Origin of the sequence: Pseudomonas sp. efr-133-TYG-5 (assembly GCF_030209175.1) — a bacterium.
In the GTDB taxonomy this organism is placed as follows: Bacteria; Pseudomonadota; Gammaproteobacteria; order Pseudomonadales; family Pseudomonadaceae; genus Aquipseudomonas.
In genome coordinates this window covers 96,314-110,344 of sequence record NZ_JARVSM010000002.1, presented here as the reverse complement: position 1 = coordinate 110,344, position 14,031 = coordinate 96,314, and the positions used below count along the sequence as shown (strand labels likewise).

The 14,031-nt window shown below is 62.5% G+C and carries 9 protein-coding genes; 4 read left to right on the top strand and 5 right to left on the bottom strand.

Features of this window, described 5'->3' with window-relative positions:
- The first annotated feature begins 14 nt into the window (after positions 1 to 14).
- The 3 genes from QRN70_RS12715 to yjiA all read left to right on the top strand — a co-directional run bounded on the left by QRN70_RS12715 (position 15) and on the right by yjiA (position 3,418).
- Positions 15 to 2,081 (top strand): carbon starvation CstA family protein, encoded by a 2,067-nt coding sequence (locus QRN70_RS12715; RefSeq protein WP_210558631.1) that lies wholly within the window; start codon positions 15 to 17, stop codon positions 2,079 to 2,081.
- Positions 2,082 to 2,096: 15 nt separating this feature from the next.
- On the top strand, positions 2,097 to 2,294 hold the full coding sequence (locus tag QRN70_RS12710) for a YbdD/YjiX family protein (protein ID WP_003228401.1): 198 nt from the start codon (positions 2,097 to 2,099) through the stop codon (positions 2,292 to 2,294).
- Positions 2,295 to 2,446: 152 nt separating this feature from the next.
- Positions 2,447 to 3,418 (top strand): GTPase, encoded by a 972-nt coding sequence (yjiA, locus tag QRN70_RS12705; protein WP_285418256.1) that lies wholly within the window; start codon positions 2,447 to 2,449, stop codon positions 3,416 to 3,418.
- Positions 3,419 to 3,522: 104 nt separating this feature from the next.
- On the opposite strand, the gene QRN70_RS12700 is transcribed toward yjiA, so the two are convergent.
- From QRN70_RS12700 to QRN70_RS12680, 5 genes are all read right to left on the bottom strand, one after another.
- The gene (locus QRN70_RS12700) at positions 3,523 to 4,233 is read right to left on the bottom strand and encodes a GntR family transcriptional regulator (RefSeq protein ID WP_285418254.1); all 711 of its coding nucleotides are present in this window, start codon (positions 4,231 to 4,233) and stop codon (positions 3,523 to 3,525) included.
- Between the two features lie 24 nt (positions 4,234 to 4,257).
- Entirely contained in the window at positions 4,258 to 4,968 is a 711-nt protein-coding gene (locus QRN70_RS12695; RefSeq protein ID WP_285418252.1) for a FadR/GntR family transcriptional regulator, read from the bottom strand.
- Between the two features lie 83 nt (positions 4,969 to 5,051).
- Positions 5,052 to 6,365: a C4-dicarboxylate transporter DctA gene (locus tag QRN70_RS12690; RefSeq protein ID WP_285418251.1), complete on the bottom strand. Its 1,314-nt coding sequence runs from the start codon at positions 6,363 to 6,365 to the stop codon at positions 5,052 to 5,054.
- A gap of 277 nt (positions 6,366 to 6,642) precedes the next feature.
- Positions 6,643 to 7,896: a serine hydroxymethyltransferase gene (gene glyA / locus QRN70_RS12685; protein WP_003228394.1), complete on the bottom strand. Its 1,254-nt coding sequence runs from the start codon at positions 7,894 to 7,896 to the stop codon at positions 6,643 to 6,645.
- 192 nt (positions 7,897 to 8,088) lie between these two features.
- Positions 8,089 to 11,937, bottom strand: coding sequence for a sensor domain-containing protein (locus QRN70_RS12680; RefSeq protein ID WP_285418250.1), 3,849 nt, complete (start codon positions 11,935 to 11,937; stop codon positions 8,089 to 8,091).
- A gap of 286 nt (positions 11,938 to 12,223) precedes the next feature.
- On the opposite strand from QRN70_RS12680, the gene ettA reads away from it, so the two are divergent.
- Positions 12,224 to 13,888 (top strand): energy-dependent translational throttle protein EttA, encoded by a 1,665-nt coding sequence (gene ettA, locus QRN70_RS12675; RefSeq protein WP_007950976.1) that lies wholly within the window; start codon positions 12,224 to 12,226, stop codon positions 13,886 to 13,888.
- Positions 13,889 to 14,031 lie beyond the last annotated feature (143 nt).

Below are 14,031 nucleotides of genomic sequence, written 5' to 3'. Positions count from 1 at the left end.
GCTGGAATAATAAAATGAAAAATAATAATAGCCTGCTACGCCACTTACCCTGGCTAGTGCTGGCAATCGTAGGAGCGTGCGCCCTGGGCGTAGTGGCATTGCGCCGAGGAGAGGCGATCAACGCCTTGTGGATCGTGGTCGCGGCCGTGGCCATTTATCTGGTGGCGTACCGTTACTACAGTCTGTTCATCGCCAACAACGTGATGCAACTCGATCCGCGTCGGGCCACCCCCGCCGTGCTCAACAACGACGGTCTGGACTACGTGCCGACCAACAAACACATTCTCTTCGGTCATCACTTCGCGGCCATCGCCGGCGCGGGTCCGTTGGTCGGTCCGGTATTGGCGGCGCAGATGGGCTATCTGCCCGGTACGCTGTGGCTGATTGCCGGGGTTGTGCTGGCGGGCGCGGTGCAGGACTTCATGGTCCTGTTCATGTCGACCCGGCGCAACGGCCGTTCCCTGGGCGACATGGTGCGCGAAGAAATGGGCCGCATCCCCGGTACCATCGCCCTGTTCGGCTGCTTCCTGATCATGATCATCATCCTCGCGGTGCTGGCGCTGATCGTGGTCAAGGCCCTGGCCGAGAGTCCGTGGGGCATCTTCACCGTGATGGCGACCATCCCGATCGCGATGTTCATGGGCATCTACATGCGCTACATCCGTCCGGGCCGCATCGGCGAGATCTCGGTCATCGGCGTATTGCTGCTGCTCGGTTCGATCTGGCTGGGCGGGCAGATTGCCGCCGATCCGGTCTGGGCCAAGGCCTTCAGCTTCACCGGCGTGCAAATCACCTGGATGCTGATCGGTTACGGTTTCGTCGCCGCCGTGTTGCCGGTGTGGCTGATCCTCGCACCGCGTGACTACCTGTCGACGTTCCTCAAGATCGGCACCATCATCGCCCTGGCGATCGGTATCCTGGTGACCATGCCCGAGCTGAAAATGCCGGCGCTGACCCAGTTCGTCGACGGCACCGGGCCGGTGTGGAAGGGCGGTCTGTTCCCGTTCCTGTTCATCACCATCGCCTGCGGTGCGGTGTCCGGTTTCCACGCGCTGATCTCGTCCGGGACCACGCCGAAGCTGCTGGATAACGAAACCAACGCCCGCTATATCGGTTACGGCGGCATGCTGATGGAATCGTTCGTGGCGATCATGGCCATGGTTGCCGCTTCGGTGATCGAGCCGGGCGTGTACTTCGCCATGAACAGCCCGGCCGCCGTGGTCGGCGGGGACGTCGCTTCGGTGGCGCAGATGGTCAGCAGCTGGGGCTTCGCGATCACGCCGGAGGCCCTGCAAGCCGTGGCGCACGACATCGGCGAAACCACCATCCTCGCCCGTGCCGGCGGTGCGCCGACCCTGGCGGTCGGTATCGCGCAGATCCTGCACAGTGTCCTGCCGGGTGAAAACACCATGGCGTTCTGGTACCACTTCGCGATCCTGTTCGAAGCGCTGTTCATCCTCACGGCCGTGGACGCCGGCACCCGTGCCGGGCGCTTCATGCTGCAGGACCTGCTCGGTTCCTTCGTGCCGGCGCTGAAACGCACCGAATCGTGGACCGCCAACCTGATCGCCACCGCCGGCTGTGTGGCGATGTGGGGCTGGTTGCTGTATCAGGGCGTGATCGATCCACTGGGCGGCATCAACACCCTGTGGCCGCTGTTCGGTATCTCCAACCAGATGCTGGCCGGTATCGCGCTGATGCTCGGCACCGTGGTCCTGATCAAGATGAAGCGCCAGCGCTACATCTGGGTCACCCTGCTGCCGGCCGCCTGGCTGCTGATCTGCACCACCACTGCGGGCTTCATCAAGCTGTTCGACGCCAACCCGGCGATCGGCTTCCTGTCGCTGGCCAAGAAGTACAGCGATGCGCTGGCCGCCGGTCAGGTCATCGCCCCGGCGAAGAGCATCGACCAGATGCAGCACGTGATCTTCAACGCCTACACCAACGCAACGCTCACCGCGCTGTTCCTGTTCGTGGTCTTCAGCATCCTGTTCTACGCGCTCAAGGTCGGCATCGCCGCCTGGGGCAAAAAAGAACGCACGGATAAAGAATCGCCATTCCAGGCCCTGCCGGACGCGTAACCAGAGGATTGCAGCATGTTCAATGACCTGAGTCGCCTCGGTAAATACCTCGGTCAGGCCGCACGCCTGATGGTCGGCATGCCCGACTACGACACCTACGTCGAGCATATGCAAACCAAACACCCGGACAAACCGGTGATGAGCTACGAGATGTTCTTCCGCGAACGTCAGGAAGCCCGTTACGGTGGCAAGGGTGGGCCGAAGTGCTGTTGAGCTGATAGCCTGCGGTTGAGGTAATCCCCCTGTGGGAGCGAGCCTGCTCGCGAAAGCGGTGAGTCATCGAGCAATGATGTCGGCTGACACCACCCCTTCGCGAGCAGGCTCGCTCCCACATTTGTTTTGTGTTTCTTTCAGGAGATCGTGTTTTGTCTTCTCCCATTCCCGTAACGGTGCTCAGCGGTTTCCTCGGCGCCGGCAAGACCACCTTGCTGCGCCACCTGCTCAAAGCCGAGCACGGCCTGAAAATCGCCGTGATCGAAAACGAATTCAGCGACGCCGGCATCGACAGCCAGCTGCTCGGCGACGAACCGGTGCAAGTCATGACCCTGGCCAACGGCTGCGTCTGCTGCACCATCCACACCGACCTGACCAAGGCCCTGTACCTGCTGCTCGAGCGGCTGGACAGCGGCGAAATTGCCTTTGATCGTCTGGTGATCGAATGCACCGGGCTGGCCGATCCGGCCCCGGTGGCGCAGACCTTTTTCATCGACGAAGAACTGCGCGAGCGCTATCTGCTCGACGGCATCATCACCCTGGTCGATGCCGCCCACGCCGACCTGCACCTGACCCAGACCATCGCCCAGGCGCAGATCGGTTTCGCCGACCGTCTGTTGGTGAGCAAGACCGACCTGATCGACGAGGCCACGTTCAGCGCGTTGAGTGAGCGGCTGACCCGGATCAACCGACGTGCGCCGATCCGCGTGGTCGAGCACGGCCACATCGACCTGGGCGAACTGCTCGATGTGCGTGGCTTCAATCTCAACGCCGACCTCGGTGGCGGGGTGAGTCTGCGCCCGGTGAGCAAGGCGCCGTCGATTGATCGCATTTCCAGCCTGGTGCTGCGCACCGAGCAGCCGCTGGATATCGATCAGCTCAGCGAGTTCATGAATGAACTGCTGGAAGAACACGGCAAGCAATTGCTGCGTTACAAGGGCGTGCTGAACATCGCCGGCGAGGATCGACGTCTGGTGTTTCAGGGCGTGCTGAAACTCTATGGTTTCGACTGGGACACCGAGTGGGCCGAGGGTGAGGCGCGAGAAAGTGTGATCGTGTTTATTGCCGACGATTTGCCGGAAGAGAAGATCCGCGCGGGGTTTGCGCGGGTCGCTGCGGGCTGAGGGCTGCTCGGTGCCCGTGATGACGCCATCGCGGGCAAGCCCGCTCCCCCAGCTCTAGCGGTGGACTCGAACCCGGTGGGAGCTGGCTTGCCAGCGATGGCGATTCAACCGGCAACACAATGCCCAAGGGTTGAACTCAGCAGGGCTTGCTCCAGATGATCCAGATGCCGATTCATCAGTAACCCGGCCTTGGCAGCATCGCCACATTCCACCGCTTCGACAATCGCCACATGTTCCTGCCACGCGCAACAGCTGTTCGTCTGGCACTCGCTTCGCGCAATTGCCAGCGACGTCAGCGGCACCAGACTGCCGAGAAAATGCGCCAACGGTGCGTTCCCCGCCATCTGCGCCAACGCCAGGTGAAACTCCCCGGACAGGCGAATCGCCGCCCCTCGCCGATCCTGCTCGACGGCCTGACGCTCACGTTCGATCAAGGCGCGCAGGCGCTTGAGCCCTTCAACCGACGGCCGCTGACAAGCCAGCCGTACCAGCGTGCTCTCGGCAAGTCGGCGTGCGTGCAACGTCTGCCGGGTGTGTTCCGCGTCCAGCTCGGCAACACGCGGCCGGTGATTGGCGCGCAGCACGATGATGTGCTCATGCGCCAACTGCGTCAGCACCCGCCGCACATCCGCGCGGCTGACACCGAACATCTGCTTGAGGCTCTCTTCGGTGAAGCGGCTGGCCGCATCGATACGTTGCTCCAGAATCGCATCGAACAGCCGTGGATACAGATCCTCCACCGGCGCCCGCAGGCGGGAGAAGGGCAGGGCAGCCGACATCGGGCGATTGTGCGACGGCGTGGCAAGACTGTTCATGGCCGGTCTCCAGTGTGAAGAAATTCAGTTACTCAAGTTGTCTTCCGGAATGTTCAGCGCGATGCCCATGCGCTGGCCTTCGCGCAGGATGTGCCGGCGCATTTCGGCGCTGGCCTGGGCGCTGTTCTTGCTGCGGATCGCGCGTACCACGGCTTCGTTTTCCGCGAGGCGTTCGGCCAGGTGTTCCGGCGAGTTGCGCAGCACTTCGGCGCTCTGCTTGAGGGCATTGCTGGTCTGTTGCACCACGCTCTGGAAAATCGGATTCGAGGTCAGGGTGAACAGTTCTTCGTGGAAGGCGATGTAGGCACTCACGCCGGCCTCGCTGTCCCCCGCGTCGAGGGCTTCGCGCATGTCCATCAGGGTCAGGCGCAACTGCCCGACTTCCTTGCTGCTGATCGATTGGGCAACGAGGCCGACGATGAACGGCTCGAGGGTGTAGCGCAGTTGCAGGACGTCTTCGAGACTGGCCCCGGCCACCGCGCTGTCGTGGCTCTGGCCGTGGCTGTCGCTCGCCTGTGCGTCGAGCACCACCACGCCCTTGCCGGGCATTGAGCGGACGAGGCCGAGGGTCTCCAGGACAATCACCGCTTCGCGCAGGCTCGGCCGGCTGATGCCCAGTTGTTCGGCCAGTTCCCGCTGGCCCGGCAACATCTCACCGGAGCGCCATTGGCCACGGGCCAGGGCGGCGCGGAGTTTTTCTACGACTGAGTTGACGACGGTTGATGTGGTAATCACTGGTCTTGCTCCGTAGGCCCGTGGGGCGCGTCGCCGGCAGGATCGAAAGATCGCAGCCGGCGACAGCACCCGCGGGGGTGAAATCAGAACTCCTGCTGGTGCGCCGGAGTCACTGGTTTACGCGGCTGAAAGGTGTAGCCCTGCTGGCCGCTGAGTACTTTGTTGGCGCGCTGTACATCGATGTCTCTTTCCCAACGGGCGATGGCCACGGTAGCGACGCAGTTGCCGATCAGGTTGGTCAGCGCGCGGCCGATGCCCATGAACCAGTCCACCGCCAGGACCAGCACCAGGCCAACCACCGGAATCGCCGGGATTGCCGTCAGTGTCGCCGCGAGAATCACCAGGGCCGAACCGGGAATCCCGTGGGCGCCCTTGGAGGTGATCAACGACACCAGCAGGATCGTCAGCAGGTCGGTCATGGCCAGCGGCGTGCCGGTGGCGTTGGCGATGAACACGATGGCCAGGGTCAGGTAGATCGAGAAACCGTCGAGGTTGAACGAATAGCCGGTGGGAATCACCAGGCCGACCGTCGAGCTGCCGATGCCCAGGTGCTCGAGTTTGCGCATGATCTGCGGCAGCACGGCATCGGAGGACGCGGTGCCCATGACGATCAGCAGTTCTTCGCGCAGGTACTTGAGCAGCGGCCACATGCGCAGGCCGGAAGCGCGCATCACCAGGCCGAGAATCACGCTGACGAAGGCGATGCAGGTCAGGTAGAACAAGCCGACCAGACTGCCCAGGTGCTGCAGCGAATCGAGGCCGTATTTGCTGGTGGTGAAGGCGATGGCGCCGAACACGCCGATAGGCGCCAGGCGCACGATCATGCCCATGATCCGGAAGATCACATGGCTCAGTTCGTTGATCAGCCGCGAGATCCCGGATGCGGCCTCGCCGACCAGATTCAACGCGCTGCCGAACAGCACCGAGAACAGCAGCACCTGGAGGATGTTGTTGTCGGCGAACGCGCCGATCACCGACGTCGGGATCAGGTCCATGAGGAACTGCGTGGTGGTGTGCATGTGCTGGCCGCGTTCGGCGATGTCGCCCATGTCGGCAGCCGACAGCTGCTCCAGATGAATATTCGCGCCACTGCCGATGCCGGTGCTGAACGCGAACACCAGGCCGATCACCAGGGCGATGGTGGTGAGGATTTCAAAGTAGATCACCGATTTCAGGCCGATCCGCCCGACTTTCTTCAGATCGCCCGCGCCACTGATGCCGCTGACCACCACGCAGAACACGATCAGGCCGATGAGCATCTTGATCAGTTTGATGAAACCGTCGCCGAGCGGTTTGAGCTGGGCGGAGTATTCGGGAAGGGTCAGCCCGCAGACGATGCCGAGCACCAGTCCGAGAACCACTTGGAGGAAGATTGAACGCGAGCACCATCTGAGCATGGGAGGAATCCTGGTCGGTGTCCTGGCTGCCGTACGCGGGGCGCAGCGGATTCAGGACTTAATTATTGTGGTCTTACCGGTATGTCCAGTGCGGGTGCAGTCTAGGCGCTGTTTTTTATGGATCGCAAGTGAAAAATGACGAATTGGCATGACCGGTCTGACCAGTTGAGCGCCAGGCCCCGACCTTGAGCCATTCGCAGTCCGAAACTTTTTTGCGCACGAAAAAAAACCGGCCAATCACTTGGCCGGTTTTTCATGCTGCGGATTCAACGTCGCATCAAGCGCCGTATACCGGCAGTTTCTTGCAGATGGCTTTGACTTTCTCACGCACGGCGTCGATCACCGCTTCGTTGTTCAGGTCAGCCAGGATGTCGCAGATCCAGCCGGCCAGTTCCTTGCACTCGGCTTCCTTGAAACCGCGAGTGGTCACGGCTGGCGTACCGAAGCGCAGGCCGGAGGTCACGAACGGCGAGCGTGGATCGTTAGGCACGGAGTTCTTGTTCACGGTGATGAACGCTTTGCCCAGGGCGGCGTCGGCGTCTTTACCGGAGATGTCCTGCTTGATCAGCGACAGCAGGAACAGGTGGTTCTTGGTACCGCCGGAAACCACGTCGAAACCGCGCTCGATGAACACCTCGGCCATGGCCTGGGCGTTCTTCACCACTTGTTCCTGGTAAGCCTTGAACTCAGGCTGCAGCGCTTCCTTGAAGCAGATGGCCTTGGCGGCGATCACGTGCTCCAGCGGGCCACCCTGGGCGCCCGGGAAGACGGCGGAGTTGAGTTTCTTTTCGATCTCGGCGTTGGCGCGAGCCAGGATCAGGCCGCCACGTGGACCGCGCAGGGTCTTGTGCGTGGTGGTGGTCACGACGTCAGCGAAAGGCACCGGGTTCGGGTACACGCCAGCGGCGACCAGACCGGCCACGTGGGCCATGTCGACGAACAGGTAGGCGCCGACCTTGTCAGCGATGGCGCGGAAGCGCGGGAAGTCGAGGATCTGCGAGTAGGCGGAGAAACCGGCCACGATCATTTTCGGCTTGTGCTCGACCGCCAGGCGTTCGACTTCGTCGTAGTCGATCAGGCCGTTGGCGTCGATGCCGTACTGCACGGCGTTGTACAGCTTGCCGGAGGAGGAAACGCTGGCACCGTGGGTCAGGTGACCGCCGTGGGCCAGGCTCATGCCCAGGATGGTGTCGCCGCCTTGCAGCAGGGCCAGGTAGACAGCGGCGTTGGCTTGCGAACCGGCGTGCGGCTGCACGTTGGCGTAATCGGCGCCGAACAGCTCCTTGGCGCGGTCGATGGCCAGTTGCTCGACGACGTCGACGTACTCGCAACCACCGTAGTAGCGCTTGCCTGGGTAGCCTTCGGCGTATTTGTTGGTCAGAACCGAGCCTTGAGCTTCCATCACCGCAGGGCTGGTGTAGTTTTCCGAAGCGATCAGCTCGATGTGCTCTTCCTGGCGCTGAGCTTCTTGCTCCATGGCGGCAAAGAGATCGGCGTCGTACTTGGCAATAGTCAAATCACGGCTGAACATGGCGGTCCTCAAGGATCGGGGCAGAAAAGGGGGGCATTCTAACCCAACGGGTTTTGGATGGCATATGAAACGACATCATGTCGCAGACAAGTGGCATTCAAGCAGCCGCCAGCTTCAAGCTGCGAGCCATGAGCCAAAGCCTGTCTGCCGATAACTTGTAGCTTGTTGCTCGAAGCTTGTAGCTGCTCCAGGTCAATCGAACATGAACAGCGCGTCGTTGCTGAACTGCGCTTCGAAGCGGCTCGCCGGCATTGGCCGCCCGAACAGGTAACCCTGCACCTCGTCGCAGCCATGCTCGCGCAGGAAGTCCAGCTGCTCATGGGTTTCCACGCCCTCGGCGATCACCGCCAGGTTCAGGCTGTGGGCCATGGCGATGATCGCCCGGGCAATCTGCGCGTCCTGTTCGCCGGACGGCAGACCGTCGACGAAGGTGCGGTCGATCTTCAGCACGTCGATCGGGAACTGCTTGAGGTAGTTCAACGACGAGTAACCGGTGCCGAAGTCGTCGACCGCGATGCTCAGGCCGAGGTTTTTCAGCCCGGCGAGAATCTGCATGGCTTCGCTGACTTCACGCATCAGGATACTTTCGGTCAGCTCCAGCTCCAGGCACGCCGGCGGCAGCCCGGTTTCGCGCAGGATGGTGGCGATGCGCGTGCCGAGCTGGCCGTCGGAGAACTGCCGGGCGGAGATGTTCACCGAGACTTTCGGCACCCGCACGCGGCTCTGGTGCCAGGTCTTGAGCTGGCGGCAAGCCTCGCTGATGACCCAGTCGCCGACGTCCACCACCAGGCCGAGCTCTTCCAGCACCGGAATGAAATCCCCCGGCGGCACCAGGCCACGGCGCGGATGGCGCCAGCGCAGCAGGGCCTCGGCGCCGGTCAGGCGCTTGCCGTCGCCGCTGAACTGCGGCTGGTAATACAGGACGAATTCGTTCTGCTCGAGGGCATGGCGCAGGTCGCTTTCCAGCTCCAGGCGCTCGAGGGCGCTGGCGTTCATGTCGGCCTGATAGAACTGGAAGTTGTTCTTGCCGCGTTCCTTGGCGTGATACATCGCCGTGTCGGCGTTCTTCATCAACTGGCTGAGCTCGTTGCCGTCCTGCGGGCTCAGGGCGATGCCGATACTGGCGGTGACAAAAAACTCGCGGCCTTCGAGGACGAACGGTTTGACCAGGCTGGCGAGAATCTGCTCGGCCACGTGAATCGCCCGGTTCAGGGCCATTTCCCGGCTGGAGCGGTGTTGCAGCAGCAGGGTGAACTCGTCGCCGCCCATGCGCGCCACGGTGTCGTCATCGTCGACGCAGGCCAGCAGGCGCGTGGCCATTTCCTTGAGCATGCGGTCGCCGGCGGCGTGGCCGAGGGAGTCGTTGATCGGCTTGAAGCGGTCGAGGTCGAGGAACATCAGCACCACCCACGACTTCTGCCGCTCGGCCGCTTGCAGCGCGGTGTGCAGGCGATCCTGGAACAACGTGCGGTTCGGCAGGTGGGTCAGGGCGTCGTAGTAGGCGAGGCGGTGGATGCGCTGTTCGCTGGCCTTGCGCTCGCTGATATCGCTGAAGAAACACACGTAACTGGCCAGGTCGCCTTCATCGTCGAGCACCGCGGTAATGCCGACCCACGCCGGGTAGTGTTCGCCATTGCGGCGCTTGAGCCAGACTTCGCCTTCCCAGGTGCTGTGCTGGTGCAGTTGCTTGAGCACGTAGCGCAGGTGCGCGTCCTGCTGCTCGTCGACGGTGAGCATGTTCGGCAACTGGTCGAGGACTTCCGCCACCGCGTAACCGCTGACGCGGCTGAAGGCCTCGTTGGCCTGGACGATATACCCGGCCGGGTCGGTGATGAGGATGGCCGAGGTCGAGTGTTCGAATACCGTGGCGGCCATGCGCAGGTCTTTCTCGGCACGGCGCTGCTGACTGATGTCGCGGCCGACGCCGAGCACGCCTTCGAACGCGCCGTGCTCGTCCCACACCAGCACCAGGCGCAGTTCGATGGGAATCTTGCGGCCATCGGCGCGCAGGCAATCGAACAGGAACAGTTGCGTCTGCACCTGATTGCGCAGCAGCGTCAGTTGCTCGGGCTTGTCCAGTGCTTTGCTGACGCGATCCATCAGTTGATAGATGCCGCTCAGCTGCTGCGGGTTGGCGATGGTCGACTGCCAGCCGTTCTGGAAAATCCATTCGGCGTCATACCCCAGTACCGCCTGCACCGACGGGCTGACGTAATTGAGCGACAGCTTGCTGTCGGTGGAGAAAATCACGTCGCTGATGCTTTCGGCGAGCATGCGGTAGCGCTGTTCGCTGTCGCGCAACGATTCACTGGCCTCGATCTGCTCGGTGATGTCCTTGGCCACGCCGATGATGCGCGTGACCTGATCGTGCTTGTCACGGGCCAGCGCCTGTTCACGGATGTCGAAGCGCCGCCACTTGCCGTCGCGATGACGGAAGCGCAGCTGGCACTGCAGCAACTGGCTGTAGCCGGCATGGCGCTGCATCTGCCGCGAACGATGGTAATAGTCGGCGTCTTCCGGGTGCAGGAGGATTTCCCAGAAGTACTCGCCCATCTGATGCAGCTCGGTGCGGTTGTAGCCGAGGGTCTGGCCGAGGTGGTGGTTGCTGAAAATCATCCGCTGGCTGATGACGTCCTGCACATACAGATGATCCGGCACGGTGCGCACCACGTCCGACCAGAAGCCCTCGCGTTCGAGCAGCGACAGTTCGATCAGCTTGCGGCTGGTGATGTCGTTGATGCTGAGGATCACCGCCTTGTAGTCATGGCGCTCCTGCGGCAGGCGCAGCACCAGCCACAGGTGCTGGTCGCGACCATTGATGTCCGGCAGCTTGATTTCCAGTTCCAGCTGATCCTGCTGCTGTAGAACGGCGTCGAGCACCTGGTTGCCGATGGCGCACTGAGTGTGTGGCTGACCGTCGATCAGCAGTTGCCAGGCGTGGTCGCAGGAATTGACGTTGAGTAGCTGCAGCGCCACCTGGTTGACCTCGGTGATGCGCAGTTCCTGCAACAGCTGCTGACGTTGCTGCGGCTGGTCGAGCCAGGCCTTGAGCTGGTCGCTGGTCTGCAACTGCGCACGTTCGAACGCCTGTTGCAGCCCGGACAGGTCGAGCACGCACAACGCCACGCCGGTGCCTTCGAAAATGTCCTGATAACGCCGGCGCCCCTCGTGCAACTGGCGCTGGCGCCGGCGCATGTTGAGCAGCGCAATGAATGGCAGCAGCGAGAACGCCAGGCCCAGCAGGCATTTGCCGATGAACGCCGGCAGCAGTTGTTCGAGCACGCGCTGGCGGTCGAACAGGCCGCGCATTTGCCAGTCGCTGCTGCTCAGCGGCACGGTCAGCACGCTGTTGGCCAGATCGTCCGCGGTGAGGGTGCTGGTCCTGGTCGAGGGCAATGATTCGTCACGGCTGATGATCTGGTGGTTGATGCGGTTTTCCACCAGCCACAACGGGCGGATGCCGGTGTCGGCCTGTTTGGTCAGCGAGGCGAAGAATGTCGGCGTCAGGCGCAGGGCCCAGTAGCCGCGGGTACTGCCGCTGGCCTGGTGCAGCAGCAAGTGCACCACGGAGCCATCGTCGGCGTTGCTGAAATAATGCGCCTGGGCACGGCTGCGACGTACCAGTTCGCCGAGGTAAGCGGCGTCCTGGCTGTCGGCGGCGCTGTCACTGAGCACCTTGCCCGACGGGCTGAGCAACGCCAGGCTGCGCAGGTCGGGCAGCGATTGCTGCAACTTACGCAGCAGCGCCTGCTGTTCGTCGGCCGTCTGCGGTTGTTCGACGATCGGTAGCAGGTTGAGGGCGATCTGCGCGTTCAGCGCCATGTTCAGGCTGACCTGCGAGGCGAGGTCGGCGGTGTAGTCGATGGTGTACTGGCGCTGATTGGTCTGGGTTTCGCGCAGTTGATCGAGCAGTTGCCAGAACAGCAATGCCAGCAGCAACAGCACCAGCGTCGCCAGCGCGCCTTTCAATGTTCCGCGCAGGGGCGAGCCGGGCGCCGGTTGGGTGCTGCTCACAGAGGCTGGCGGAATGACATTGGACAAGCTGTGATCCTGCGGTTTGGCTGGACTGGCGCGACGTGCACTATAAGCCGGACGCCCGAAGGGCGGCTAGCATGCCTTGAGTTGTGGCGAAGTGCCAGCCCCGCTCGGCTGGACTGCCACTGGTCAATCAGGTAGCTTTGCCGGTTACACGGGAGCGTTCCAGCTCCTAGAATCAGACTTTTTTCCGCGCGCACGCATTGATCACCCTCAAGTGAACGACGCGCATGGTCTGGCCGGGCATCGCCTGCGCTGCAATCCTTCATCTGTCACTGACCCAAGGTTCTCCATGGCTCAATACGTCTTCACCATGCATCGGCTGGGCAAAGTTGTTCCGCCGAAGCGGGAAATCCTGAAAAACATTTCGCTGTCTTTCTTCCCCGGCGCCAAGATCGGCGTCCTCGGCCTCAACGGCTCGGGCAAGTCCACGCTGCTGAAAATCATGGCCGGCGTCGACACCGAATTCGAGGGCGAAGCCCGTCCGATGCCGGAGCTGAACATCGGTTATCTGCCGCAAGAGCCACAACTTGATCCGACCAAGACCGTGCGTGAAGTGGTCGAGGAAGCGGTCAGCGTCATCAAGGACGCGCAGGCGCGTCTGGACGAGGTGTACGCCGCCTACGCCGACCCGGATGCCGACTTCGACAAGCTGGCCGCCGAACAGGCCAAGCTCGAAGCGATCCTGCAGGCCAGCGACGGGCACAACCTCGAGCGCCAGCTGGAAGTCGCCGCCGATGCGCTGCGCCTGCCGGCCTGGGACGCCAAGGTGGAACACCTGTCCGGTGGTGAAAAACGTCGTGTGGCCCTGTGCCGCCTGCTGCTGTCCGCCCCGGACATGCTGCTGCTCGACGAACCGACCAACCACCTGGATGCCGATTCCGTGGCGTGGCTGGAGCACTTCCTGCACGACTTCCCGGGCACCGTGGTCGCGATCACGCACGACCGTTACTTCCTCGACAACGTCGCTGGCTGGATTCTCGAACTCGACCGCGGCGCGGGCATTCCTTACGAGGGCAACTACTCGGGTTGGCTGGAAGCCAAGTCCGATCGTCTGGCCCAGGAATCCAAGCAGCAGTCGGCCCACGAAAAAGCCATGAAGGAAGAACTGGAGTGGGTGCGCAAAGGCGCCAAGGCCCGCCAGTCGAAATCCAAGGCCCGTCTGCAGCGCTTCGAAGAAATGCAATCGCAGGAATTCCAGAAGCGTTCGGAAACCAACGAGATCTACATCCCGGCCGGTCCGCGCCTGGGCGACAAGGTCATCGAATTCAAGAACGTCACCAAGGGCTACGGCGATCGTGTGCTGATCGACAACCTGTCGTTCTCCATGCCCAAAGGCGCCATCGTCGGCGTGATCGGCGGTAACGGTGCCGGTAAGTCGACCCTGTTCCGCATGCTCATGGGCAAGGAAACGCCGGACTCGGGCAGCATCGAGATTGGCGAAACCGTGCAACTGGCCTGCGTCGACCAGAGCCGCGAAGACCTCGACGGCAGCAAGACCGTGTTCCAGCAGATCTCCGACGGTTCCGACCAGATCCGCATCGGCAACTATGAGATCCCGTCGCGTACCTACGTCGGTCGCTTCAACTTCAAGGGCGGCGACCAGCAGAAGTTCGTCAAGGACCTGTCCGGTGGTGAGCGCGGTCGTCTGCACCTGGCGCTGACCCTGAAGGAGGGCGGCAACGTCCTGCTGCTCGACGAACCGTCCAACGACCTCGACGTTGAAACCCTGCGTTCCCTGGAAGAAGCCCTGCTGGACTTCCCGGGCGCCGCCATTGTGATTTCTCACGATCGCTGGTTCCTGGACCGCGTCGCGACGCACATCCTGGCGTACGAAGACGACTCGCAAGCGGTGTTCTTCGAAGGCAACTACACCGAGTACGAAGCCGACCGCAAAAAGCGCCTCGGCGAAGCGGCTGCCCAGCCACACCGGGTACGCCACAAGAAACTGGCCTGATTCGGGTCGGTGGCATGAAAAAGCGGAGCCTTCGGGCTCCGTTTTTTTTGCCTGGGTTTTTCAGCAATACCGGGGTGAATTCATCGCTGGCAAGCCAGCTCCCACAGGGATTGCGTTAGGCCTGAAATGTGGGAGCGCCGCAG

Coding starts and splice junctions, on each gene's coding strand:
- ettA (WP_007950976.1), top strand. CDS start 12,224: ATGGCTCAATACGTCTTCACCATGCATCGGCTGGGCAAAGTTGTTCCG.
- QRN70_RS12700 (WP_285418254.1), bottom strand. CDS start 4,233: ATGAACAGTCTTGCCACGCCGTCGCACAATCGCCCGATGTCGGCTGCC.
- QRN70_RS12710 (WP_003228401.1), top strand. CDS start 2,097: ATGTTCAATGACCTGAGTCGCCTCGGTAAATACCTCGGTCAGGCCGCA.
- QRN70_RS12715 (WP_210558631.1), top strand. CDS start 15: ATGAAAAATAATAATAGCCTGCTACGCCACTTACCCTGGCTAGTGCTG.
- QRN70_RS12690 (WP_285418251.1), bottom strand. CDS start 6,365: ATGCTCAGATGGTGCTCGCGTTCAATCTTCCTCCAAGTGGTTCTCGGA.
- glyA (WP_003228394.1), bottom strand. CDS start 7,896: ATGTTCAGCCGTGATTTGACTATTGCCAAGTACGACGCCGATCTCTTT.